Genomic DNA, 22,074 nt, shown 5'->3' on the forward strand with positions numbered 1-22,074 from the left:
TTTCCGGTCCCTCTTCTTACTCGGCCGGCGTGGCGTCGGCGTCAGCCTTGCCATAATGCGCGTTGAAGTCTTCTTCGATGGTCTCGGGCTGGGCCAGAGGTTTCTCGATCACGCCGAGGATCGGCAGGATCACGAAGAAATAGGCGAACCAGTAGGCAGACGCGATCAGCGAGAAGGTCGCATAGGGCTCTTCCGCGGGCATCGCACCCAGCCACATCAGGGCAAAGAAGTCGATGACCAGCAGGTAGAACCACCATTTGAACATCGGACGGTACTTGCCCGAACGCACGCTCGAGGTGTCCAGCCAGGGCGCCAGGGCCATGGCAAGGATCGCACCGAACATCGCGATCACACCAAAGAATTTGGCGTCGATGATGCCGCCGGTGATGAAGCTGGCGAACTGCACAACCCAGACCTCACCGGTGAAGGCACGCAGGATCGCGTAGAACGGCAGGAAGTACCATTCCGGAACGATATGTGCAGGTGTCACCAGCGGGTTGGCTTCGATGTAGTTGTCCGGGTGGCCCAGATAGTTCGGCATGAAGCCGACGATGGCCCAGAACACGACCAGGATTACGGCCAGCGCGAACAGGTCCTTGATCACGAAGTAGGGCCAGAACGGCAGCGTGTCTTTCTCGGCCTCGGCTTTCGAGCCACGGCGCACTTCAACACCCGTGGGGTTGTTGTTGCCGGTGGTGTGGAAGGCCCAGATATGCACGATCACCAGCGCCGCGATAACGAAGGGCAGCAGGTAGTGCAGCGAGAAGAAGCGGTTCAGCGTGGCGTTGTCCACTGCGGGTCCGCCCAGCAGCCAGGTCTGGATCGCGTCGCCGATGAACGGGATCGCGCCAAACAGGCCGGTGATCACGGTCGCACCCCAGAAGGACATCTGACCCCAGGGCAGAACGTAGCCCATGAAGGCGGTGCCCATCATCATCAGGTAGATCAGCATCCCGATGATCCAGGTGATCTCACGCGGGGCTTTGTACGAGCCGTAGAACAAGCCACGGAAGATGTGGATGTAAACCGCAACAAAGAACAGCGACGCGCCATTCATGTGCAGGTAGCGCAGCATATAGCCGCCATTCACGTTGCGCATGATGTGTTCGATGCTGGCGAAGGCCAGATCAACATGCGGGGTGTAGTGCATCACCAGAACGATACCGGTGACGATCTGCAGCGCCAGGCAGAACGCCAGGACGATGCCCCAGATCCACCACCAGTTCAGGTTCTTGGGGGTGGGGATCATGATGGTGTCGTAGATCAGGCCGACAATCGGCAGGCGGCTGTTCAGCCACTTTTCGCCGTTTGTCTTCGGCTCGTAATGATCGTGGGGAATTCCGGACATAAGTTGGGTCTCCCTTAGCCGAGTCTGATGGTGCTGTTGTCCACCCACTCAACGGGCGGGACGGGCAGGTTTTCGGGCGCGGGGCCTTTGCGGATACGACCGGCAAGGTCGTAGTGCGAGCCGTGGCAGGGGCAGAACCAGCCGCCAAAGTCACCGGCATCACCCAGAGGCACACAACCCAGGTGGGTACATACACCCATCTGAACGATCCATGCACCGGGCGCTTCGCCTTCGGGCGACGGCATCACGCGGTTTTCGTCGGTTGCAGGCGCATCAGCGGGCAGGTTGAAGTTGCGCGCCAGCGGATCGGGCAGTGCGTCTACGCCTTCGGCGTCCTGCTCTTTTGCTTCGGTGATCTCGGCACCGGTGCGGTGACGGATGAACACGGGTTTACCCAGCCATTTCACGGTCAGCTGCGTACCCGGCTCAACGCCGCTCACGTCCACGCGGATCGAGGACAGCGCCTGAACGTCTGCCGATGGGTTCATTTGGTTGATCAGGGGCCATACGGCTGCACCCGTCGCAACGACACCTGCGCCGCCAGCGACGTAGTAGAGGAAATCTCTGCGGGTGCCTTCGTTGTCTTCTGCGTGGGACACGAGGTTTTCTCCGATTCCGGCGCCCGCAGTTGCGGGCAAACATGCATCAGCACCGCATCAAAGCGGCGTCTCATCGCGGCTATCTAGCCGGGAGAAATCGGTTCGTCCAGCGGTCATAGGCGCGCACTACGCCGCATATGGGCATTCATGTCACAACGGGGGGCTGATTTTTCAAGTTTTGGGCGGGTTTAAGTGGGGAAATCCGCCAATCAGCCTAATTCGCCATCCATGTGATTCGGGTCAGGCGAACACGGGCCATCCGGATCAGTCATCCCCTCATCACAGGCTGCCTGATTTGCAAAATTCTGACCCATTTTCGCCATGCAATTTCCCACTTTCAGGAAATCCGTGACCGCGAAAAAACTGAGTTAAAAATAGATATTTTATAGGTGCTTACGCAGGCCTGATTTCGATTGCACTTTTAGCGGGAATCTCCGAAGGGCCGAATTAATCCCAACCTCAGCAGGACATTTTCCATGCCAAAGCTCATTCCAACTGCGTTGACTCTTACGATTGCCCTTGCGTCACATGCCGCAGCTGCCGGTGACCCGGCCAAAGGTGAAAAACTCTATAATCGCTGCTCTTCCTGCCATGCGATCATCAAAGACGGCGAGGTTCTGGTCAAAGGCGGCATCACCGGACCGAATCTCTTTGGTGTGGTGGGCCGCGTCGCTGGTGCCGAGAATGACTACCGCTATGGGAGCGAACGCCTGCCCGTCGGTATGTTCACCGATGACATGATCCGCGCCGGCGAAGAGGGGCTGGTATGGACTCAGGAAAACATCGCCGCCTATTCGCAGGACCCGATCGTGTTCATTCAGGAATATCTGAATGACGAAACCGCGCGCCCGAACATGAGCGTGAAGCTGAAGAAAGGCGCCGACGACATCGCGGCCTATCTCGCCACTTTCAGCGCTCCCTGATCTTTAATCCGGCGCTGGCCCTGCCTGTCACGGCCAGCGCACCTGAGACCCGGCTCAGCCCTCGGGACGGGTCGCCACCATGCTGGGCCGTTCGTTGAACGCGGCAAACCACTGGCTCAACGCATCATTGCCCTTGCGCCAGTTCCGCGCATCGTGGCGCAGGTCCAGATAGCCCAGCGCACAGGCCACGGCCACCTGCCCCATATCCAGCGGCCCCGACAGATGCGCCATCCAGCGCTGGTTCAACGCGGCACAGGCCCGTTCAATCTTGCCCCATTGCGCATCCAGCCACGTGTCCCACTGTTTGTCCTCGGGGCGCAGGCGCGCCTCATAGGCCATCCCCACCGCCGAATCCAAAATACCGTCAGCCAGCGCCTCCAACGTCAGCACGTCCCAACGCCCGGTGCCCTCGGGGTACATTCCCGCCTTGATGCGCGCGTCCAGAAAGGCGCAGATCACGCGGCTGTCGAACAGGGTCGGACCATCGGGTCGCTCTAGCGCCGGAATGCGTCTCAGCGGCACCTTGCCCTGCAGCTCGTCCGCAGGAGCCAACGGAGTGGTGGCGACATTCAACACCTCGACATCTTCAAGCTGGCCGGTTTCGTGCAGCAAAACCATCACCTTGCGGACATAGGGCGAGGTTGGACTGTGATAGAGTTTCATTCGCGCTCTCCTTGGTTGCAGCGACCTTACAGGACGACCATGGAAACGAAACCCGTCAATTCGGTGGAGTGCAAAGCCTCTTGCAGAAGTGAACGAGCCTTGGCACATTCCACCCCGTTCTCAGGGCGGGGTGAAATTCCCCACCGGCGGTATGCGGGCTTGACCCGTAAGCCCGCGAGCGGCCCCGTGCCGGGGTGTCAGCAGATCTGGTGAGAGGCCAGAGCCGACGGTTAAAGTCCGGATGAAAGAGAACGTGCAGCGTGCCGGTGATGCGGCGCGCCTGCCCGTGATCGCCTTGGGTGACGTGTCTGTTACGAAAGGAGATCATGATGACACACACCCGCTATGCTTTTATCAAAGCCAACTGGCATTCCGATATCGTGGACCGCGCGCTGGACGGGTTCCTCCAACTCATCCCCGCGGAACAGGTCGATGTCTTCGACGTCCCCGGCGCGTTCGAGATGCCCTTGCTGGCCCGCGATCTGGCCCAGACCGGCCAATACGCTGCCGTCGCCTGTGCCGCTTTTGTGGTGGATGGCGGCATCTACCGGCACGATTTCGTGGCCCAAGCGGTGGTTGATGGCCTGATGCGTGCAGGCATGGATACCGGCGTTCCGGTCCTGTCGGTCTCGCTAACCCCGCATCAATATCAGGAAACCGATCACCACAACGCCATCTATCGCGCGCATTTCGTGGAAAAAGGGCGCGAGGCCGCGCAAGCCGCCCTGATGATCACCAAAACCCGTGCCGAACTAACCCGTGCGGCATAGGCACACTTGGTTGGGGCGCCCTTGCCCCAACCGCAAATCCGCTTGAGGCCACGGGCCTTGCCCGCTAATCACAACCCTCAAAGGAGCACGCCCCATGTCGATGAACAGCTTTGGACACCTCTTCCGCGTCACCACCTGGGGTGAAAGCCACGGGCCCGCCTTGGGTGCCACCGTCGACGGCTGCCCGCCGGGCGTGACGATTGACGAGGCGATGATCCAGCACTGGCTGGACAGGCGCAAACCGGGGCAGAACAAGTTTACCACCCAGCGGCGTGAACCCGATCAGGTCAAAATCCTGTCTGGCGTGTTTGAAGGCCAGACCACCGGCACGCCTGTTCAGTTGATGATCGAAAACACCGATCAGCGCTCGAAAGACTACGGCGATATCATGGACAAGTTCCGTCCGGGCCACGCCGATATCACCTACTGGCAGAAATACGGTATCCGCGACTACCGCGGTGGCGGGCGCAGCTCGGCCCGCGAAACCGCGTCGCGAGTCGCCGCAGGTGGATTGGCCCGCGAGGCGATCAAACAGATCGCGCCGAATGTGCAGATCACGGGCTATATGACCCAGATCGGCCCGCATAAGATCGACCGCGCCAATTTCGACTGGTCGCAGATTGAACAGAACCCGTTCTGGACGCCCGATGCCCAAGCCGCCGAGGATTGGGCCACCTATCTGGACGACCTTCGCAAGTCCGGCAACTCGGTCGGAGCGGTGGTCGAGGTCGTGGCCCGCGGCGTCCCGGCCGGGCTGGGCGCACCTGTTTACGCCAAGTTAGACACTGATCTGGCCGCTGCGATGATGTCGATCAACGCAGTCAAAGGCGTTGAGATCGGCGAAGGCATGGCCGCCGCCGAGTTGACCGGCGAGGCCAATGCAGATGAGATTTTCATGGGTCAGGACGGCCCACAATACAGCAGCAACCATGCCGGGGGCATTCTGGGCGGCATCTCGACCGGGCAGGATGTTGTGGTGCGGTTTGCGGTCAAACCGACCTCGTCCATCCTGACCACGCGCAAGACCATCACCAAATCGGGCGAGGAAACCGAGATCATCACCAAAGGCCGTCACGACCCCTGCGTCGGCATCCGCGCGGTGCCGGTGGGTGAGGCGATGATGGCCTGCGTGATCCTTGACCACCTGCTGCTGCACCGCGGCCAGATCGGAGAGAACCGTGGACGGATCGGCTGATCTGCGCACACGCCTGCGCGCTGTCGTCGCGCTGCGGATGGAAACCGATCCGGCACACGATCTGGCCCATCTGGACCGGGTCTGGGTGAATGCTCAGAACATCGCGGATGAGGCAACGGACCGGTCCGTGTTGCTGGCTGCCTGTTACCTGCATGATCTGGTCAATCTGCCGAAAGACGACCCCGAACGTCATCTGGCGTCGCGCAAGTCTGCGCAGGATTCAGAGCCTATTCTGAGGGAACTGGGCTATAACGACACCCAGATCAGCGCGATTCAGCACGCCATCGAAGCGCATAGTTTCTCGGCCAATATCACGCCCGAAACGCCCGAGGCCTGCATTCTGCGCGATGCGGACCGGCTGGATGCGCTTGGGGCGATCGGGGTTGCGCGGAACTTCTCGGTCTCGGGCGCATTGGGGCGGACGCTGTATGATGCGGCCGATCCTTTTGCTGCGAACCGCCCGCTGGACGATCTTGCCTTTTCGATCGACCATTGGAAGGTCAAGCTGTTGGCGCTGCCGGATGACATGCTGACCGAAGGCGGCGCGGCATTGGCGCGGCGACGTACCCAGCGGATGATCCGGTTCCTGGAAGAGTTTGCCGACGAGATCGGCCACCCCCTGCCTGCCGACTGGTCGAATCCCCGCACCGGTCATTGATCTTTGACAGCCAAAAGCGCAGGGTCGCGCCGATGGCAAAACCCTTAACATCGCATCGACCTGTGCTGGCCGTATCGCTGAAACTCAGCGCGCTGATGCTGTTCACCGCAATGCAGGCGCTGGTCAAAGCCTTGTCGGTCGATTTCCCGCCCGGAGAGATGGTGTTCTTCCGCTCGCTCTTTGCGGTTCCGGTGATCATCGGCTGGCTGGTCTATCGCGGTGAACTGGCACAGGGGTTGGTGGTCAAGAAACCCATGGGGCATTTCTGGCGCGGCGTTCTGGGCACGAGCGCCATGGGCCTGACCTTTACCGGCCTCAGCCTGCTGCCCCTGCCCGAGGTCACGGCAATTGGCTATGCCACCCCGATCTTTACCCTGATTCTGGCCGCGATCATGCTGGGCGAGCGTATTCGCATGATCCGCATTGGCGCTGTTGCCATCGGCCTTCTGGGGGTGCTGATCATGATCTGGCCCCGGCTGGGCGGCAACAATATGGATACTGCCGCGACCATCGGCGCGCTCTGCGTGCTGGCGGCGACCATGGCGCGGGCCTTTGTGCAGATCCACATCCGGCAACTGGTGCAGGTCGATCACCCTGCTGCGGTGGTGTTCTATTTCTCGCTGACCGCCACGCTGTTGTCGTCTCTGACAGCCTTTTGGGGTTGGACGATGCCGACGTGGGAACAGGCTCTAATACTTGCTTGTGTGGGGCTGATCGGCGGTGTGGCGCAAATTCTGGTGACCTCGTCCTATCGCTTTGGACAGGCCTCGATGCTGGCCCCATACGATTACACGACCATGCTGTTTGCCATTATCATCGGTTATGTGTGGTTCGACGAGTGGCCGACACTTGTCATGCTGGGCGGCGCGGCGCTGGTCATTGCTGGCAATGTGCTGGTTATCCTGCGCGAACGCCAACTGGGCGTGGATCGGGGCAAGGACAAATCGGCCCCGGACCCAAAGGCCTGATCTTTACCTTTGGCAAACTTCGCTTAGGTTGGGCGCAAATCAAGAAAGGTTCCGCTCATGAGCGACGCACAAGATCACAAGGAAAAGATGCAGAAGGTGCAGGCCCAGCACCGCAAAAAGGTCTCTGAGGCCGTCGACCCGGAGCGCGGGCTGGTTCTGATCAACACCGGCAAGGGCAAGGGCAAATCCTCGGCCGCGTTTGGCGTGGTGATCCGGGCGCTTGGTTGGGGCCAGAAGGTCGCCGTGGTGCAGTTTATCAAAGGCAAGTGGAAAACCGGCGAGCGGCGTTTTTTCGAGGAACGCGATCTGGTGACCTGGCACACGATGGGTGAAGGCTTCACCTGGGACACACAGGACAAGGAGCGTGACATCGCCGCCGCCAACGCCGCCTTTGACAAGGCTCGCGCCCTGATGGCCAGCGGTGACTATGATCTGGTGGTACTGGACGAGATCAACATCGCCCTGCGCTATGAATACCTGTCGGTGGATCAGGTGATCGACGGTTTGAACGAACGGTCCGACAAGACCAGCGTGTTCCTGACCGGCCGCGATGCGCCGCAAGCGCTGCGTGACTATGCCGATCTGGTTACCGAAATGACCGAAGAAAAGCACCCGTTCCAAGCTGGTATCAAAGCCCAGCGCGGCGTGGATTTTTAAGGTTTAGAGCTTGTACAGCCCCACCCCGGGGCTGTTACCCCATCGGATTCTCATTGAGAAACCGGACCGAGCCACGACGACTTGCGGCGCTGGCCGGCAAGGTTTCAGGCAAGTCGCGTTCTGCTTTGGGTGTCTTGTCGACATAGGCGCAAAAGTCATCGTCACAGCAACAGCCGCAAGCTGTGGCTGCCTCGTGCCGTGCCATGATTTCGTCCAGCGGATCGCCCATGTCTTACCCCGATCAGTCGTTTCCGAGGCGGCGGCAAGCTCTCACCGTTTCATGCGCTAAGCCCGCAAACCGCCTCGAAACCCTGTGCCGGATGCCCTTGCATCTGGCGTTATGCGTTATCTGACTATTTTAGTCGGAATTTTCAAGGGCAAAATCGCGCCCCAATATTCTTCGGGGCGCGATCTGGCAGGCGATCAGATCCCCTGCGGCTGCGGGTCCAGTGTGACCGACCACAATTCGGTATCGGCGCGATCCATCAGGCGCACGGTCATTTGCTGAGTCGCCCCGTCGATATCGACCAGGCCAAAGAACTGCAGGCCTGCGCTGGGGGGCAGGTTGGCGCCCTGCTCCTTGGTCGGCGCTTTGACAAATTTCACCTCTGGTCCAAAAGTGCCGTCCAGCACGTTCGGACCAAAGGTTCCGGCGTGCAGCGGGCCGGACACGAATTCCCAGAACGGCTCAAAATCCTGGAATTGCGCCTTGTTAGGGTCATAATAGTGCGCAGCCGTATAGTGCACATCCGCCGTGAACCAGACCGTGTTGGCTACCCCTTCGGTCTTGATGAAGCGCAGCAGATCGGCGATTTCCAACTCACGCCCTTTGGCGGGGCCGCTGTCTCCGTTCGAAATCGCCTCCGCCCCGGCCTGTTCCTTCCAGTTGTCCCAAACGATCAGACCGATCGGCATATCCGAGGCGATCACCTTCCATGTCGCCTCCGAAGCGGCCAGTTCGCGTTTCAGCCAGGCCAGTTGCTCAGCGCCCAGAATGCGCGACTTGTCGGTGATTTCATCCTCCATCGACGCGCCGTTCGGCCCGCGATAGGTACGCAGATCCAGAAAGAAAACGTCCAGCATCGGACCATAAGAGATCTTGCGATACACACGCCCCGGCTCGGCCGGCGTGATCCGCAGCGGTGTCATCTCGTGAAAGGCACGGCCCGCGCGGGATTGCAGAACATGCACCGATTTCTCGGTATAGCGGTCGTCCGAGATCAGGTCCTTGGCATCCGACCAGTTGTTGACCACCTCGTGGTCGTCCCACTGGAAGAAGGTCGGGCAGACGGCGTTCATCGCGCGCACATGCGCGTCCATCATGTTGTATTTCCACTGTGCGCGGAATTCGTCCAGCGTTTCGGCCACCTTGCGTTTCTCGTCGATTAGCGTGGTGTTTTTCCAGATCAGCTGACCGTCTTTCTCGACCTCATCCTGCATCGGACCATCGGCATAAACCGTGTCGCCGGAATGGATGAAGAAATCCGGTCGGTGCTGCGTCATGGTCGCATAAGTGCGCATCCCTTCGTCGTCGATACCCCAGCCCTGCCCTGCCGTATCACCCGACCACGCAAAGCGAATGTTGCGACGCTCGGACGGTGCAGTGCGGAATTGGCCAATAATAGGCTCTGATACGACATTGATGTCGCTCAGATCAGCAGCCACAAACCGGTAGAAGATATCCTGGTCCGAGGGCAGCCCCTCGACCAGCCGTTTCACCGCGAAATCGCTGTTCGGGATCGCATCCATCAGGGTCAGCTTGCGGGCGTCGGCGAAGCTCTCGGTGGTCGAGACCTCCATCATCACCCGTGCGGGGCGGTCCGTGCGGGTCCAGATCATGCCCGAGCTCATGTCCACATCGCCCGACTGCACACCATGCGAGAACACCGGACGGGACGCGGCGCGGCTGATCGCGGGCATGGACAGCGACGCGGCAAAGGCAGTGCTGCCAGCCAGAAAGGCGCGGCGGTTCGGGCGAAGGATTCGGGTCATGGGAGCTCTCCTGTCTGGCGACCCTTGTGGGCCACACGATTGGTGAGCGGCAGTGAGCCGCCTGTTTGTAAAACAAGCGGCTCAGATTCTTGAAAGTATCACGATGATGTTGTGACACCTGTGATTTACTTGCTCAGGCGATCACACCCTGTTCCGGCGTGCTGAGCGAGATGACGGCGACCACCGCCGCGCCGTTCAGCCAGTAGTATATCGCATCCAGCCCCGAGAACCCAAAAAGGCTGGGCGCGGCCAGAAACACGACACCGACCAGCAGATCAACGGCCAGATGGAACTTGTAGGGCAGCACCCGCCAGATGCCGAGGTGGTGATCGGTCAGCACGGTCAGCACAAAGGCCGCAACACCAGTTGCAACAGACAGCCACAGGGCCATCGGATTGGATTGCCCCAGCCCCAGAACAAAGGGCAGCCCCATCAGTGCAAAGGCGACCGGGTAGTCCAGATAGGCGTGGACGGTACGGGTAACGAAACGAACAGACATTGAATTATCCTTTCCTTGCTTGGCATGACCTCAAACTAGGAAAGGGCATTCGGACGTTTAACTCCGGATCGTTCGTGAAACTGTGCAGATCGTACAGAAAGAAGTCGGATCAGTGCATCGACCGATAGGCCGCCGGGGACAGGCCGATCTGCTTTTTGAATACCCGGGAAAACGCAGCCTCGGAGGCATAGCCGACCTCGGCCGCCGCATCCGCCACGTTCCAGCGCGCCTCGGTCAATCCGTGACAGGCGATCTGCATCCGCCAGTCGGTCAGGTATTGCATTGGTGTAGTTCCCATCTTCTCAGCAAAGAGCTGTGCGAAGGCGGTGCGTGACATACCGGCCTCGCGCGCCAGCGTTTCAACGCTCCACTCCTGCGCGGGGGCCTGATGGAACGCGGTCAGTGCGCGTGAGATGCGGGGATCGGCGAACCCGGCCAACGCGGATTCGCTTGGGCTTTGATGCTCCAGATGGGCACGAATGGCTTGCGCAAACAACACCTCGGACAGTTTCAACGCGATCAGATCGCCGCCGATCCGGGCGCCGCTGACCTCGGACCCGATCATGCGTAGAGTGGCTTCGATCCAGGCCCCGGCCTCTTCGCCGTAGTTTTCGATCAGGATATAGGGCGGCAGCCGGTCAATCAGCATGTGCCCGGTGCCCTGTCGCCCCGGTGGACCGGTGAACGAGAAATGGCCGCAGATCAGCTGCGTGTCGCGGCTTTTATCCTCGCCCCCATAAATCAACACGCCATCGCCTTGGTATCCGGCATCCTCCAGCACCTGCTCAAGCGGCAGCGCGTCCATCGGTTTGACCTCGTTGCACAGCAACGCATGGGCCGAGCCATGCGGAATCAGGATCAGGTCGCCCTGCTTCAGACGCAGCGTTTCGCCTGTGTTAGAGACTGAAACCTTCAGCTCACCCCGCTGCACGAAATGAAACCGGGCGACGTTCTGATAGGCGGGCACCTGAATACCAAACGGCGGCGTGAAAGAGGTTCGAAAGTAGAATGTCCCACGCAGGGACAGGCGGGTGAGGATATCGCTGAGCAGGTCCAACATGGGGTTAACCTACACCCGGTTGCGCGTTCGTCCAGCCAACGGGACGATCTGCACAAAGTCTTGAACGGCAGGCAAAGAAAAACCCCCGCCAATGGCGGGGGTTCCATAAATCATGTGTCGCTCGGATCAGGCGCGGACCAGCGCCTCATACTCGGCAGCGATCTCGCGGGTCAGGTCTCCGACCTCGAAGGTATATTCACCGATCTGCCCGACCGGAGTAACCTCGGCGGCGGTGCCAGTCAGCCAGCACTGTTCGAAATCGGCCATTTCCTCAGGCTTGATGCGGCGTTCGTGGACGGTAATGCCCTTGTCTTTCAGCATCTGGATTACGGTCTGGCGGGTAATGCCGTTCAGGAAGCAATCTGCCAGCGGCGTGTGCACCTCACCATCCTTGACGAAAAACACGTTGGCGCCGGTCGCTTCGGCCACGTAGCCGCGCCAGTCCATAAACAGCGCGTCCGAGCAGCCCTTGGCCTCGGCCTTGTGCTTGGAAATGGTGCAGATCATGTAAAGGCCCGCCGCCTTGGCGTGGACCGGGATGGTTTCCGGGCTTGGGCGTTTCCATTCCGCGATGTCCAGCTTGGCGCCCTGCATCTTGGCGTCGCCGTAATAGGCACCCCAAGGCCAGACGGCCACGGCCATGCGCACCGGGTTTTTGGCTGACGCCACGCCCATATCCTCGCCCGAGCCGCGCCAGACCAGCGCACGGACATAAGCGTCCTGCAGGCCGCTGGCCTTCAGCGCCTCTTCCTTGGCGGCCTCGATCTCGTCCACCGAATAGGGCATCGGCATGTCCAGCGCCTCGGCCGAGGCAATCAGACGTTCGGAATGTTCGCGGCTTTTAAAGATCTTGCCGTTATAGGCGCGCTCTCCTTCAAAGACCGAGGACGCATAGTGCATCGCATGGGTCAGGATGTGCACATTGGCCTCGCGCCAGGGCACAAGTTTGCCATCCAACCAGATGGTGCCATCACGATCATCATACCCCGCCATGCGAAACCTCCAGCCTTGGGTTGAATTTTCCGATTGTTGCGCCAATTAAGTCCGATGCGGACATAAAGTTGCGCAGAAACTGCGATTCGATACCTGTCCACTCTTGGAATGTCAACAACGCTGACATAAACTCGGCACGAGTAACGAATGAGGCATACTATGTCGGATACGCGTCCCGCCCAAGTCTTTGGCGGTGAAAGCCTGTTGTTTTTGACCGACGAACAGCTTCGGCAAGGGATCGAGGCGATGTTTTTCGCTTATCGCGGCTTTACCGCCGACCCTGATCGCATTCTGGCGCAGATGGCCTATGGCCGGGCGCATCACCGGGCGATCCATTTCATCAACCGCGCGCCGGGGACGACGGTGAACAACCTGCTGGCCATTCTCGGGGTGACGAAACAGTCTCTGAACCGGGTGTTGCGGACGCTGATCGAGGATGGCCTGGTCGAAAGCCGCGTCGGCACGGTGGACAAACGGGAACGACATCTGTTTCTGACCGAAAAAGGCAAGGCGCTTGAGGCCAAACTGTCCGAGGCCCAGCGCGTGCGGATGCGCGCGGCGTATAAGGACGCAGGCCCCGAGGCCGTGTCAGGATTTCGTAAAGTGCTTGAAGCGATGATGGATGCTGATATGCGTCATGCCTATACGAATCTGCGGGATACCACCTCATGAGCGAAATGGACGCCCATCTGCTGATCGTTGACGACGATGAGCGCATTCGTGATCTGCTCAAGAAGTTTCTGATGCGGAGCGGTTTTCTGGTCACGGCGGCCCGTGATGCGGCACACGCACGGCGTGTGTTGTCCGGGCTGGATTTCGACATGATCGTGATGGATGTGATGATGCCCGGCGAGGATGGTGTGAGCCTGACCAGAACGCTGCGCGAAACCCATACCACTCCGATCCTGCTGTTGACCGCACGCGGAGAGACCGAGCACCGCATCGCCGGGCTTGAAGCGGGTGCGGACGACTATCTTGCCAAACCGTTTGAACCGAAAGAGCTGCTGCTTCGGATCAATGCGATCTTGCGGCGGATGCCGGAAACCCCGGCGCTGGATACCGCGACCAAGATTCTGAACCTTGGGCCGATCCGTTATGACGTGGAACGCGGCGAGATGTGGCAGGGCGAAGAGCCTGTGCGTTTGACGGCAACCGAGAGCCAGTTGATGAAGATCTTCTCGTCCCAGCCGGGTGAACCGATCAGCCGGGCCAAACTGGTTGAGGATCTGGGCCGCGACAAGGGTCAGGCGCAGGAGCGCGCGGTGGACGTGCAGATCACCCGCCTGCGTCGCAAAATCGAACAGGACCCAAAGCAGCCTCGGTACCTGCAGACGGTGCGCGGCGCCGGTTATATGCTGGCGCCGGATTGAATTGGCCGCTGCGCGGCGATTTTATGTCTTCGGCAAGGATATTTTGGCCAGATGAACAGGGGATTCTGATGAAAACCGCCCTTTTGACTCACGCGGATTGCCTTGGGCATGTGACACCGGACGGGCATCCGGAACGGGTGGCGCGGCTGGAACATATTCTGCACGCACTGGAATCGCTGGATTTGAACCGGGTAACGGCACCGTTGGCGGCGGATGACGATCTGTTGCGGATACATCCGGAAAGCTACATCCGGGACATTCGCAGCGCGCGCCCGGACGAGGGGTTTGCCCAGATCGACGGGGATACGTTCATGTCTCCGGGCTCGGTCGATGCGGCCTATCGCGCCGCCGGGGCCGTGGTGCGCGCTGTGGATATGGTATTGGGCGGAGAAGCCCCGAACGCCTTCTGTGCGATCCGGCCGCCGGGTCATCATGCGGAAACAGACACAGCGATGGGCTTCTGCCTGTTCGGCAACGCGGCGCTGGCAGCCAAGCACGCGCTGGATCATCACGGGTTGAACCGGGTTGCGGTGGTGGATTTCGATGTGCATCACGGCAATGGCACGCAGGATCTGCTGTGGGATGAAAAGCGCGCGCTGGTGATCACCAGCCAACAGATGCCGCTATGGCCCGGATCGGGGCGACCGGACGAGACCGGCGCCTATGATACCATTCTCAACATCCCTCTGGCCCCCGGGACAGGTGGGGCAGAGATGCGCAGGGCTTATGAAACGCAAGCCTTCCCGCGCCTGCGCGCTTTCAAGCCGGAACTGATCATCATCTCAGCCGGGTTTGACGCGCATCAGGACGATCCGCTGGCCAATCTGAACTGGTCCACTGGCGATTTCGCCTGGGTCACGGCAGAGCTATGCAAACTTGCCGACGAGCTGTGCGAAGGACGTATCGTCTCGACTTTGGAAGGCGGGTATGATCTGAACGCACTGGCCGAGGCCACCCGCGCCCATGTGGAAGAATTGATGAAGGCAGCCCGATGACCGATACTCCCGTTGATCAGATGACATTCGAACAGGCGATGAAGGAGCTTGAGGCCGTTGTCGGCCAGCTGGAGCGCGGCGACGTGGCGCTGGACCAGTCCATCGCGCTGTACGAGCGCGGGGCGGCGTTGAAAAAGCGCTGCGAAGATGAGCTGAAGCGGGCCGAGGAAAAAGTGGCCGCAATCACGCTGGACGCCAATGGTCAGCCGACCGGGACGACGCCTGTCGAAGGTCAGTAAATGTTTCGCGAAAAGCTAGCGCAGGATGCGGCGCGGATTCAGGATCAGTTCGATCTGGTTCTGGGTGCGCTGGACGATCTGGATGTAACCCGGGCGATGGCCTATGCCACCGAGGGCGGCAAGCGGTTGCGCGGGTTTCTGGTGCTGGAAAGCGCACGCCTGCATGGCGTGGACGAAGGGCGCGCGATCTGGCCTGCCGTTGGGATCGAAGCGCTGCACGCCTATTCGCTGGTGCATGACGATCTGCCCTGCATGGACGACGACGACCTGCGGCGCGGGCGCCCGACCGTTCATGTAAAATGGGACGAAGGTACCGCCGTTCTGGTGGGCGATGCGCTGCAAACGTTGGCTTTTGAACTGTGTACCCGGCCCGAGGTCGGCACCGCCGAGGTCCGCGCGGAGCTGGCCCTGACGCTGGCAAAAGCCAGCGGGGCGCAAGGCATGGTGCTGGGTCAGGCGTTGGATATTGCGGCGGAATCGGCGGCTGCGCCGCTGACATTGGACGAAATTACGCGCCTTCAAGCGGGCAAGACCGGTGCCCTGATCGAATGGGCGGCCTGTGCGGGGGCTCGGCTGGCGCTGGCCGATCCGGAACCCTTGCGCCAATATGCCCAAGCCCTTGGCCTTGCTTTTCAGATCGCGGATGACATCCTTGATGTGGAAGGTGATGCCGAAAAGGCCGGCAAACGCCTGCAAAAAGATGCCGAGGCCGGCAAGGCCACGTTTGTATCCCTGTTGGGTCTGAATGCGGCCAAGGCCCGTGCGACGGAGCTGGTCGACGAGGCCTGCGCCGCATTGGATGGGTACGGTGCTACGGCTGAAACCTTGAAGGACGCCGCCCGCTTCGTTATTGCCCGGGACAGCTAAGCCAGGAACGCGCCAAATGTCTGACCGCCCGAACACGCCCCTGCTGGATCTTGTGAGCCGCCCTGCGGATCTCAAGCAGTTCTCGGACGCGCAACTGCATCAGGTGGCGCAGGAATTGCGGGCCGAGACGATCTCGGCCGTGTCCGTCACCGGCGGGCATCTGGGGGCAGGTCTGGGTGTGGTCGAACTGACAACTGCGCTGCACGCCGTCTTTGACACACCCCGCGACAAGATCATCTGGGACGTGGGACACCAGTGCTATCCACATAAAATCCTGACCGAACGCCGCGACCGTATCCGTACCCTGCGTATGAAAGACGGGCTGAGCGGCTTCACCAAGCGCAGCGAGAGCCCTTATGACCCCTTCGGCGCGGCGCATAGTTCCACCTCGATCAGTGCCGCGCTGGGTTTCGCCGTCGCCCGCGATCTGGGTGGTGTGACACCCGAGGGGCTGGGCGATGCGATTGCGGTGATCGGCGATGGCTCGATGTCGGCAGGCATGGCCTTCGAGGCGATGAACAATGCGGGTCACCTGCGAAAACGCCTGATCGTCATCCTGAATGACAATGAAATGAGCATCGCACCACCCGTCGGTGCGCTGTCCAGCTATCTGTCGCGGATCTATACCGAGGCCCCGTTCCACGATCTGAAAGCCGCCGCCAAAGGCGCGGTTTCGCTGCTTCCCGAGCCATTCCGCGAGGGTGCGAAACGCGCCAAGGAAATGCTGAAAGGCATGGCCGTGGGTGGCACGCTGTTCGAAGAGCTGGGCTTTTCTTATATCGGCCCCCTCGACGGGCACGACATGGACCAGCTGCTTCCGGTTCTGCGGACGGTCAAGACACGAGCAACCGGCCCGATCCTGATCCATGTGCTGACCAAAAAGGGCAAGGGATATGCCCCTGCCGAACAGGCCCGAGACAAAGGTCATGCGACGGCCAAGTTCGATGTGGTGACTGGCAAGCAGCACAAGGCCCCATCCAACGCGCCGTCCTATACCTCGGTCTTTGGTAAAACGCTGGTGGAAGAGGCCGGGCGTGATGACAAGATCGTGGCCGTGACGGCTGCGATGCCGGATGGCACCGGGCTGAGCCTGTTTGCGGAACGCTACCCCTCGCGTTGTTTCGACGTGGCGATTGCCGAACAGCACGGCGTGACCTTTGCCGCAGCACTGGCGGCCGGTGGAATGAAGCCGTTCTGCGCGATGTATTCCACCTTCCTGCAACGCGGCTACGATCAGGTCGTGCATGACGTCGCCATTCAGCGTCTGCCGGTACGCTTTGCCATCGACCGCGCGGGCCTTGTGGGCGCCGACGGCGCCACCCATGCGGGGTCGTTTGACATCGCCTATCTGGCCAACCTGCCCGGCATGGTCGTGATGGCCGCCGCGGATGAGGCCGAACTGGTGCATATGGTCGCCACCGCTGCTGCCCATGACGACGGCCCCATCGCCTTCCGCTATCCGCGTGGCGAAGGCGTTGGCGTCGACCTGCCCGAACGCGGTGAGGTGCTGGAAATCGGCAAAGGCCGCATGATCCAGAAAGGCGCACGTGTGGCGCTGTTGTCTTTTGGCACCCGTCTTGCCGAGGTTCAGAAAGCCGCCGAAGCGCTCTCGGCCCGGGGAATAACCCCCACCATCGCCGATGCCCGTTTTGCCAAACCGCTGGATCGTGATCTGATTCTGGACCTCGCCACAAACCACGAGGCCCTGATCACCATCGAAGAAGGCGCGGTTGGCGGGTTCGGCAGCCATGTGGCGCAACTGCTGGCGGACGAGGGCGTATTCGATCACGGATTGAAGTACCGCTCGATGGTGCTGCCGGATACCTTCATCGATCAGGCCAGCCCGGCGGACATGTACGCCGTCGCGGGTATGAATGCCGAACAGATCGAGGCCAAGGTGCTGTCGGTTCTGGGTGTGACAACCATCGGCGAAAAACGCGCCTGAGCGTCAACGACCTGAGCACTTGGAAAACGTCGTGCCTCAAGAGGGCAATGAACAGGACCCCCTCCATGCCTCTTGATGCGTCAGGACCATAAAATTATCCCTATAAAAACAACGTGCTTACACGGCTCCTTCGCCCTGATGCCGCAAGATGCGTCTTGATACCGCAGAAAAAAAACAGGGAAACCACGACAAATTGTCGGAGTTTTGAGGGGCGAGGCAATAAGGGCTTCGCGTCCGACACCTACAATTCCACAGGCGTTGATGCGCGCACCGTGCCGCGAGCAGTATCCCGTGCCGAAGGCGTCACGCGGGAAGCCAGAACGCCATCAGGGTCTTTACGTTCGAAGTATTCAGATGGCAGACATCACAGCGTTTGCAGCCGCGACAAACCCGGCGACTGCCACTGCGCTGGCAAGTAAGATGCAGAAAATTTCCAATGCGTTCAGCTTCATTTTGACCCCCATCAAAATGGTTTCCTCGGAGTAGAACAAACTTTGAGAGATGCATAGTCGAAGCATGTTTACGTTGCGGAAACTTGCTGCGCTGGTGGCATGTATTTGCCCAGACCAAGGTATCATGAACTGCGCGCGGCTTTCGTTCTGGCGCTTGATGCTTGACATGTAGCCGCACTGCATCACCGCGCACGCTACTTACTTGATGGACTAAACACGTCATAAAAAGGGCGCGCTAGTTTCCGGCGCGCCCAGTCCACAGGGAGGATAGTGAAAAAACAGCGCTCTCAAAAACACCGTATGCGCCAACTCGGCAACTGCACTCAGATTACGCAGTTCCGTTAAGGAGGTCAGTGACTTGGGTTACACTGCGACCATTGAAGTCGGGATCCTAAAATTATTTGAATGCCTTATGTTTCTCGAAAATTGGTTTGCGGAATGAAAAACAAAACGAGATTTAGCGTTACTAAGGCCGGGCTGGCAGGTTTGTTACTTTACGCTTTTGCAAATAGCAGCGCTGCGGCGAACGTTTATGTGGTTATCGATACGACATTCCAAGTCACGGTACATGGTGCTCAGGTTAAACAACTGGGAAAAAACTGGCATCAGGTTGTCGCGTTTCACAAAGTAATAAGGGTGAAGGATAAGGCATACGCCTGTGTAGGATACCTGGGCAACGTTCCGGATAAGGAATTCTTGCGTAAATCCAAACTCATTTCAGGAAGCACAGTGGTCAGGGCAAACCTCACCGGTGCAACTTGGCTTGTGAATGAACCGAAAGTTATTGCCGAGAGGAAAAGGTCAAATTTCGGCCTACTAGGTGCCGTGGCCGCCCCTGCCGATATCAACTTGGTTACCGGTTCAAAAGTCAATTGCCGCAAGGGGGTGAAGTGGCAAGATATCTTCACCTCTCAACCGTCAAGATTTGAAATCCCTGACAAGGTTTGGGTTAGCCAGTGATATAGAGCTGCCAATTTGAGGGCTCCAAGCCTGGTTCACACACTAGCAGGCCGAAAAAGGGTGTCGATTTCCTCAACGGAATACACCGGGCGAGCACCTTCATAGGCGAAGTGGGGCGTGATGAGATTCACCTTGACCATCCCGCAAAATTTGTTGCGCCCGAAGGGCCAGCGGGCCGACTTGATTGCTTGAGTGCCGGTCACGAACTTCACTTCTTCGGTGACGATGGCTGCTTGAGTATTCGTCATACTTCTTCCTGGACGTGAATATCTAAACTCCCCAATCGCGACCTATCCAGAGCACTCAGGTCGCGGGTTTTGTTCCAGCCTCAGGAATATCGCCGAAGAGCTGGGAAGGGACGCCGGAAAATCGGGAATCAGCTTGGTAGACATAGACAGCAATCATTCTGCGAGAAATTTTTACGAGAGACACGGCTACACCAAAACTGCAACTGAACCTGTGGTTCGGAAGGGATGGGAAACGAATACCAATAAGTGGCTTTTGATGGAAAAAGAGCTGTACTGAAAGTGGTTTAGGACCGGCAACGTTACGAGGTAATTTAGTGAGGTTGATTGAAGCGGCCAGACCAAGAGTCATTCGAATAGAAACCCGTTTGTCCGCTTTATCCGCATAGCAGTCGTCGCCTCCTTTTTATGCGCTCTGTTTTTCTAAAAATGGCTGAATCGGCCATTTCAGCGGTTAGCTTTCTTTTGTGCTGATCAATTGGAGGTCGTCCGGGTCGAAGACTTCGTACTGCCAATACTGCCGGGACAGGCGCCACCACCTCACCACAAGTAAACCGTCCACAAAACCCCGGACATGGCATCTCTGGTGGCGAGAGTGGGTTGGGTGCGGAAACGTATCGCCTATCATCAATTGATGTTCCATATCGCTCCTCCTTGTTGCTAAGCTACGTGCTTTCCCAAACCGCCCCCATCACAGCATAACAGCTCCGCCGACAAAAATGCCAAGATCCTCCTTATTGTTGACTCTCGATTGTCTGCTGTGAGCCCAAAGTTACCGGATTGGCGGGCACTTCAGTCATCGAACGGAAACGTATCTTCGTGCCTTAGGCCGCGTATGAAAGTTTCAAAATTGGTTGCGACAAACGTGATCTTGTAATCTAGTTCTTGGTCAACGTGGACAACTGTTGGTTCGCCACTTTCTCCAAGAGTTCTGTAGTTGAGACAAAGCATGTCATGGCCACCCGAGGGGCAGTCGGCAAAATAGATGCCTATCGGTGGGTAGCCCCATTCCTTCATCATGAATTGGCTGCCCAACTCTCCACATAGAGAGTAAATTGGTTTCCGATCAATCGCAGAAATTCCCGTTATTGCGACATGATCATGTGCCCAAGATGTTTCTTCGGTTGTTTCATGGCAAGTGTAGTTGGGTGTTCCGCCATTCTGAAACCCCATAAGTTCGATGTAGCTCGCGGGGAGTTCGTATCCCAGATCACGCTCTACAGACGCAACGAGTTCAGGACTCAACGGCGCACCAATGAATTTTTCCCGCTCGTATTCACCGCCCGACCAAAAATTACCTAAATCGAAATCACCAAAGACCTTCGTCAAACCGAATCCTTATGCGGCAGAATAACGTTCGCATTTTCAATACCGGCACAGGCTCAATTGTCGAAGGTCTGCTTTGCCCGCCAAGCAGACATTGGCGCGTGTGTATCCTGCCGGTTGTTTCACTGAAAGCGGTGATACAGTCACCGGTTTTTAACGGGAAATAACGGCAATGGTGGCCGCGTTGTGTGTGGTGGGAGTAACGAATCGTGACACCCCTGCTTTCCGCAATGACGGATAGGATCGGGGTTTTTCGCTGGTTTCTAATGGGTGCCGGGCTGAGTAGATGAATGCAGAGTTTGTTTTCGTCGCATGACGAGTTAACGAAATACACTGTAAGAGATCCAAAATGGCATATGTCTGTTACTACCCTGCAACGGGTCGTTATCTAAAGGGTTTCGACTTACCCCGTTGGCAAGAAAGGTATGACGCGGGAGGAATTCAGAAGGATGTTCTGGATGTCTTTCCAAACGGTAAACGCCGCCTTGAGGCTGGTGAGGCACCGGAAAAAGCGCTGTTCAAAAAACAGAGGGCGAACCTCCCAGATATTTTCTCTGCTAGGAACGGTGTTCGTGTCATCACAGACAGAGTCCGTCAAATCCTTGAAACGTACGATCCTGGTGTTCATCAAATCCTGCCTATCGAAGCCTTTTACAAGGATAGTTCAAAACCTGAGGCGGACTATTTTTTGTGAATGTTTCTAAGCGGCTTGATACAGTCAACGACCAGGAATCGAGCGTTGAGATGGCTTGGCAATATTCAGGAATTAAATCGACTGACCGAATGGAGTTGTGCCCTCCATCGACACAAAACTTTGTTTTGCACAAGGAGGTCACGAAGGGGCACCATTTTTGGCGGGAAGAAAGGTACTTGAAATTGCCACTCCTAATGTCGGACGAAATGCACGCAGAGTTTAAAGCCCAAAAGATTAAGGGCTACCATTTCTGGCACGCAGACGAGCGTTGATAGCTGTATTGAGTTGCGCCAGAAATCGACTCAGCATCACCGAAAAAACGGGGGATGAATCAGGGGATACAGATAGACAAAACCAGAAAGCAAAACGCTATCAGCAACTTACGTGGAAACGTGGTGCCTCAAGAGGGACTCGAACCCCCGACCTTGTCCTTACGAAGGACCTGCTCTACCAGCTGAGCTATTGAGGCAAGCGAAGGACCGTTTAAACGGTCGGGGTTGCGCGCGCAAGCCTCGATGTTTGTGATTTCGCCTATCGGTTCCGTGACGTATCTCGGAGTCGCACTCCCACGCACCTGATCTTCTGTCCCGAAGCATCGCACCCGCGTGTTTGACTGTGAATTTTTTGTAACGACGCGATTCACGGATTGCTGCGCA

General features: G+C 58.5%; 25 protein-coding genes, 1 tRNA gene, 1 pseudogene and 1 riboswitch. Of the genes and pseudogenes, 15 read left to right on the forward strand and 12 right to left on the reverse strand.

Annotation, left to right across the window (positions count from 1 at the left end; translation table 11 throughout):
• Positions 1 to 16: 16 nt before the first annotated feature.
• Both petB and petA read right to left on the reverse strand, forming a co-directional pair.
• Positions 17 to 1,348 (reverse strand): cytochrome b, encoded by a 1,332-nt coding sequence (gene petB / locus ACR0KW_RS12155; protein WP_480805223.1) that lies wholly within the window; start codon positions 1,346 to 1,348, stop codon positions 17 to 19.
• Positions 1,349 to 1,362: 14 nt separating this feature from the next.
• Complete coding sequence (gene petA / locus ACR0KW_RS12160) at positions 1,363 to 1,947, reverse strand: ubiquinol-cytochrome c reductase iron-sulfur subunit (RefSeq protein ID WP_480805224.1); 585 nt, start codon at positions 1,945 to 1,947, stop codon at positions 1,363 to 1,365.
• Between the two features lie 476 nt (positions 1,948 to 2,423).
• Here petA and ACR0KW_RS12165 point away from each other — a divergent pair, with 476 nt between their 5' ends.
• Positions 2,424 to 2,870 (forward strand): c-type cytochrome, encoded by a 447-nt coding sequence (locus ACR0KW_RS12165; protein ID WP_480805225.1) that lies wholly within the window; start codon positions 2,424 to 2,426, stop codon positions 2,868 to 2,870.
• 54 nt (positions 2,871 to 2,924) lie between these two features.
• Here ACR0KW_RS12165 and ACR0KW_RS12170 read toward each other — a convergent pair whose 3' ends face one another.
• Positions 2,925 to 3,533, reverse strand: coding sequence for a glutathione S-transferase (locus ACR0KW_RS12170; protein WP_480805226.1), 609 nt, complete (start codon positions 3,531 to 3,533; stop codon positions 2,925 to 2,927).
• 112 nt (positions 3,534 to 3,645) lie between these two features.
• Positions 3,646 to 3,790, forward strand: a riboswitch (FMN riboswitch).
• Between the two features lie 72 nt (positions 3,791 to 3,862).
• On the opposite strand from ACR0KW_RS12170, the gene ACR0KW_RS12175 reads away from it, so the two are divergent.
• The 5 genes from ACR0KW_RS12175 to cobO all read left to right on the forward strand — a co-directional run bounded on the left by ACR0KW_RS12175 (position 3,863) and on the right by cobO (position 7,781).
• Positions 3,863 to 4,303 carry a 6,7-dimethyl-8-ribityllumazine synthase gene (locus ACR0KW_RS12175; protein WP_480805227.1) on the forward strand — a complete coding sequence of 147 codons (441 nt, stop codon included), beginning with the start codon at positions 3,863 to 3,865 and terminating at the stop codon, positions 4,301 to 4,303.
• Positions 4,304 to 4,397: 94 nt separating this feature from the next.
• Positions 4,398 to 5,498: a chorismate synthase gene (aroC, locus tag ACR0KW_RS12180; RefSeq protein ID WP_480805228.1), complete on the forward strand. Its 1,101-nt coding sequence runs from the start codon at positions 4,398 to 4,400 to the stop codon at positions 5,496 to 5,498.
• Positions 5,482 to 6,156 carry an HD domain-containing protein gene (locus ACR0KW_RS12185; protein WP_480805229.1) on the forward strand — a complete coding sequence of 225 codons (675 nt, stop codon included), beginning with the start codon at positions 5,482 to 5,484 and terminating at the stop codon, positions 6,154 to 6,156. Before aroC ends, ACR0KW_RS12185 begins: the two co-directional genes overlap by 17 nt.
• A 32-nt stretch (positions 6,157 to 6,188) precedes the next feature.
• Complete coding sequence (locus tag ACR0KW_RS12190; RefSeq protein WP_480805230.1) at positions 6,189 to 7,124, forward strand: DMT family transporter; 936 nt, start codon at positions 6,189 to 6,191, stop codon at positions 7,122 to 7,124.
• Between the two features lie 57 nt (positions 7,125 to 7,181).
• Positions 7,182 to 7,781: a cob(I)yrinic acid a,c-diamide adenosyltransferase gene (cobO, locus tag ACR0KW_RS12195; protein ID WP_170326228.1), complete on the forward strand. Its 600-nt coding sequence runs from the start codon at positions 7,182 to 7,184 to the stop codon at positions 7,779 to 7,781.
• Positions 7,782 to 7,815: 34 nt separating this feature from the next.
• Here cobO and ACR0KW_RS12200 read toward each other — a convergent pair whose 3' ends face one another.
• The 5 genes from ACR0KW_RS12200 to ACR0KW_RS12220 all read right to left on the reverse strand — a co-directional run bounded on the left by ACR0KW_RS12200 (position 7,816) and on the right by ACR0KW_RS12220 (position 12,325).
• Positions 7,816 to 8,010 carry a hypothetical protein gene (locus tag ACR0KW_RS12200; RefSeq protein WP_170326227.1) on the reverse strand — a complete coding sequence of 65 codons (195 nt, stop codon included), beginning with the start codon at positions 8,008 to 8,010 and terminating at the stop codon, positions 7,816 to 7,818.
• Between the two features lie 194 nt (positions 8,011 to 8,204).
• A complete protein-coding gene (locus ACR0KW_RS12205) occupies positions 8,205 to 9,773 on the reverse strand; it encodes an alkaline phosphatase D family protein (RefSeq protein ID WP_480805231.1) in 1,569 nt (522 codons plus the stop codon).
• A 133-nt stretch (positions 9,774 to 9,906) separates the two neighbouring features.
• Positions 9,907 to 10,272 (reverse strand): SPW repeat domain-containing protein, encoded by a 366-nt coding sequence (locus tag ACR0KW_RS12210; RefSeq protein WP_480805232.1) that lies wholly within the window; start codon positions 10,270 to 10,272, stop codon positions 9,907 to 9,909.
• 109 nt (positions 10,273 to 10,381) lie between these two features.
• Positions 10,382 to 11,332: an AraC family transcriptional regulator gene (locus tag ACR0KW_RS12215; RefSeq protein ID WP_480805233.1), complete on the reverse strand. Its 951-nt coding sequence runs from the start codon at positions 11,330 to 11,332 to the stop codon at positions 10,382 to 10,384.
• A gap of 126 nt (positions 11,333 to 11,458) precedes the next feature.
• Entirely contained in the window at positions 11,459 to 12,325 is an 867-nt protein-coding gene (locus ACR0KW_RS12220; RefSeq protein ID WP_480805234.1) for a branched-chain amino acid aminotransferase, read from the reverse strand.
• Between the two features lie 159 nt (positions 12,326 to 12,484).
• Between ACR0KW_RS12220 and ACR0KW_RS12225 the strand changes: the two genes are divergently transcribed.
• The 6 genes from ACR0KW_RS12225 (at position 12,485) to dxs (ending at position 17,741) form a co-directional block, all read left to right on the forward strand.
• Positions 12,485 to 12,997 carry a MarR family winged helix-turn-helix transcriptional regulator gene (locus ACR0KW_RS12225; RefSeq protein ID WP_480805235.1) on the forward strand — a complete coding sequence of 171 codons (513 nt, stop codon included), beginning with the start codon at positions 12,485 to 12,487 and terminating at the stop codon, positions 12,995 to 12,997.
• Positions 12,994 to 13,695, forward strand: a complete 702-nt coding sequence (locus ACR0KW_RS12230; RefSeq protein WP_480805236.1) for a response regulator — start codon at positions 12,994 to 12,996, stop codon at positions 13,693 to 13,695. Before ACR0KW_RS12225 ends, ACR0KW_RS12230 begins: the two co-directional genes overlap by 4 nt.
• A gap of 68 nt (positions 13,696 to 13,763) precedes the next feature.
• Positions 13,764 to 14,690: a histone deacetylase family protein gene (locus ACR0KW_RS12235; protein WP_480805237.1), complete on the forward strand. Its 927-nt coding sequence runs from the start codon at positions 13,764 to 13,766 to the stop codon at positions 14,688 to 14,690.
• The gene (locus tag ACR0KW_RS12240; RefSeq protein WP_058272726.1) at positions 14,687 to 14,929 is read left to right on the forward strand and encodes an exodeoxyribonuclease VII small subunit; all 243 of its coding nucleotides are present in this window, start codon (positions 14,687 to 14,689) and stop codon (positions 14,927 to 14,929) included. The genes ACR0KW_RS12235 and ACR0KW_RS12240 overlap by 4 nt, the downstream gene beginning before the upstream one ends.
• Positions 14,930 to 15,796, forward strand: a complete 867-nt coding sequence (locus tag ACR0KW_RS12245; RefSeq protein ID WP_480805238.1) for a polyprenyl synthetase family protein — start codon at positions 14,930 to 14,932, stop codon at positions 15,794 to 15,796. It abuts the gene before it with no gap.
• 16 nt (positions 15,797 to 15,812) lie between these two features.
• Positions 15,813 to 17,741, forward strand: a complete 1,929-nt coding sequence (gene dxs / locus ACR0KW_RS12250; RefSeq protein WP_480805239.1) for a 1-deoxy-D-xylulose-5-phosphate synthase — start codon at positions 15,813 to 15,815, stop codon at positions 17,739 to 17,741.
• Positions 17,742 to 18,091: 350 nt separating this feature from the next.
• Here dxs and ACR0KW_RS12255 read toward each other — a convergent pair whose 3' ends face one another.
• The gene (locus ACR0KW_RS12255; protein ID WP_480805240.1) at positions 18,092 to 18,361 is read right to left on the reverse strand and encodes a hypothetical protein; all 270 of its coding nucleotides are present in this window, start codon (positions 18,359 to 18,361) and stop codon (positions 18,092 to 18,094) included.
• 270 nt (positions 18,362 to 18,631) lie between these two features.
• Between ACR0KW_RS12255 and ACR0KW_RS12260 the strand changes: the two genes are divergently transcribed.
• Positions 18,632 to 19,153 carry a hypothetical protein gene (locus ACR0KW_RS12260; RefSeq protein ID WP_480805241.1) on the forward strand — a complete coding sequence of 174 codons (522 nt, stop codon included), beginning with the start codon at positions 18,632 to 18,634 and terminating at the stop codon, positions 19,151 to 19,153.
• A 35-nt stretch (positions 19,154 to 19,188) separates the two neighbouring features.
• On the opposite strand, the gene ACR0KW_RS12265 is transcribed toward ACR0KW_RS12260, so the two are convergent.
• Complete coding sequence (locus ACR0KW_RS12265) at positions 19,189 to 19,401, reverse strand: hypothetical protein (protein WP_480805242.1); 213 nt, start codon at positions 19,399 to 19,401, stop codon at positions 19,189 to 19,191.
• A gap of 88 nt (positions 19,402 to 19,489) precedes the next feature.
• Here ACR0KW_RS12265 and ACR0KW_RS12270 point away from each other — a divergent pair, with 88 nt between their 5' ends.
• Positions 19,490 to 19,678 (forward strand): GNAT family N-acetyltransferase, encoded by a 189-nt coding sequence (locus ACR0KW_RS12270; RefSeq protein WP_480805365.1) that lies wholly within the window; start codon positions 19,490 to 19,492, stop codon positions 19,676 to 19,678.
• A 512-nt stretch (positions 19,679 to 20,190) separates the two neighbouring features.
• Here the strand turns inward: ACR0KW_RS12270 and ACR0KW_RS12275 are convergent.
• A complete protein-coding gene (locus ACR0KW_RS12275) occupies positions 20,191 to 20,727 on the reverse strand; it encodes an SMI1/KNR4 family protein (RefSeq protein ID WP_480805243.1) in 537 nt (178 codons plus the stop codon).
• A 346-nt stretch (positions 20,728 to 21,073) separates the two neighbouring features.
• Here ACR0KW_RS12275 and ACR0KW_RS12280 point away from each other — a divergent pair.
• Positions 21,074 to 21,690 (forward strand): annotated as a pseudogene (locus tag ACR0KW_RS12280) (imm11 family protein).
• A gap of 121 nt (positions 21,691 to 21,811) precedes the next feature.
• On the opposite strand, the gene ACR0KW_RS12285 reads toward ACR0KW_RS12280, so the two are convergent.
• A tRNA-Thr gene (locus ACR0KW_RS12285) sits at positions 21,812 to 21,887 on the reverse strand.
• Positions 21,888 to 22,074: the final 187 nt, after the last annotated feature.

This window comes from Ruegeria sp. CG11 (genome assembly GCF_056537245.1).

Bases quoted from the DNA above. Each gene is read 5' to 3' on its own strand.
- petB (WP_480805223.1), bottom strand. From the start codon at position 1,348: ATGTCCGGAATTCCCCACGATCATTACGAGCCGAAGACAAACGGCGAA.
- ACR0KW_RS12165 (WP_480805225.1), top strand. From the start codon at position 2,424: ATGCCAAAGCTCATTCCAACTGCGTTGACTCTTACGATTGCCCTTGCG.
- ACR0KW_RS12170 (WP_480805226.1), bottom strand. From the start codon at position 3,533: ATGAAACTCTATCACAGTCCAACCTCGCCCTATGTCCGCAAGGTGATG.
- ACR0KW_RS12175 (WP_480805227.1), top strand. From the start codon at position 3,863: ATGACACACACCCGCTATGCTTTTATCAAAGCCAACTGGCATTCCGAT.
- aroC (WP_480805228.1), top strand. From the start codon at position 4,398: ATGTCGATGAACAGCTTTGGACACCTCTTCCGCGTCACCACCTGGGGT.
- ACR0KW_RS12190 (WP_480805230.1), top strand. From the start codon at position 6,189: ATGGCAAAACCCTTAACATCGCATCGACCTGTGCTGGCCGTATCGCTG.
- cobO (WP_170326228.1), top strand. From the start codon at position 7,182: ATGAGCGACGCACAAGATCACAAGGAAAAGATGCAGAAGGTGCAGGCC.
- ACR0KW_RS12200 (WP_170326227.1), bottom strand. From the start codon at position 8,010: ATGGGCGATCCGCTGGACGAAATCATGGCACGGCACGAGGCAGCCACA.
- ACR0KW_RS12205 (WP_480805231.1), bottom strand. From the start codon at position 9,773: ATGACCCGAATCCTTCGCCCGAACCGCCGCGCCTTTCTGGCTGGCAGC.
- ACR0KW_RS12210 (WP_480805232.1), bottom strand. From the start codon at position 10,272: ATGTCTGTTCGTTTCGTTACCCGTACCGTCCACGCCTATCTGGACTAC.
- ACR0KW_RS12215 (WP_480805233.1), bottom strand. From the start codon at position 11,332: ATGTTGGACCTGCTCAGCGATATCCTCACCCGCCTGTCCCTGCGTGGG.
- ACR0KW_RS12220 (WP_480805234.1), bottom strand. From the start codon at position 12,325: ATGGCGGGGTATGATGATCGTGATGGCACCATCTGGTTGGATGGCAAA.
- ACR0KW_RS12225 (WP_480805235.1), top strand. From the start codon at position 12,485: ATGTCGGATACGCGTCCCGCCCAAGTCTTTGGCGGTGAAAGCCTGTTG.
- ACR0KW_RS12230 (WP_480805236.1), top strand. From the start codon at position 12,994: ATGAGCGAAATGGACGCCCATCTGCTGATCGTTGACGACGATGAGCGC.
- ACR0KW_RS12235 (WP_480805237.1), top strand. From the start codon at position 13,764: ATGAAAACCGCCCTTTTGACTCACGCGGATTGCCTTGGGCATGTGACA.
- ACR0KW_RS12240 (WP_058272726.1), top strand. From the start codon at position 14,687: ATGACCGATACTCCCGTTGATCAGATGACATTCGAACAGGCGATGAAG.
- ACR0KW_RS12245 (WP_480805238.1), top strand. From the start codon at position 14,930: ATGTTTCGCGAAAAGCTAGCGCAGGATGCGGCGCGGATTCAGGATCAG.
- dxs (WP_480805239.1), top strand. From the start codon at position 15,813: ATGTCTGACCGCCCGAACACGCCCCTGCTGGATCTTGTGAGCCGCCCT.
- ACR0KW_RS12255 (WP_480805240.1), bottom strand. From the start codon at position 18,361: ATGTCAAGCATCAAGCGCCAGAACGAAAGCCGCGCGCAGTTCATGATA.
- ACR0KW_RS12260 (WP_480805241.1), top strand. From the start codon at position 18,632: ATGAAAAACAAAACGAGATTTAGCGTTACTAAGGCCGGGCTGGCAGGT.
- ACR0KW_RS12265 (WP_480805242.1), bottom strand. From the start codon at position 19,401: ATGACGAATACTCAAGCAGCCATCGTCACCGAAGAAGTGAAGTTCGTG.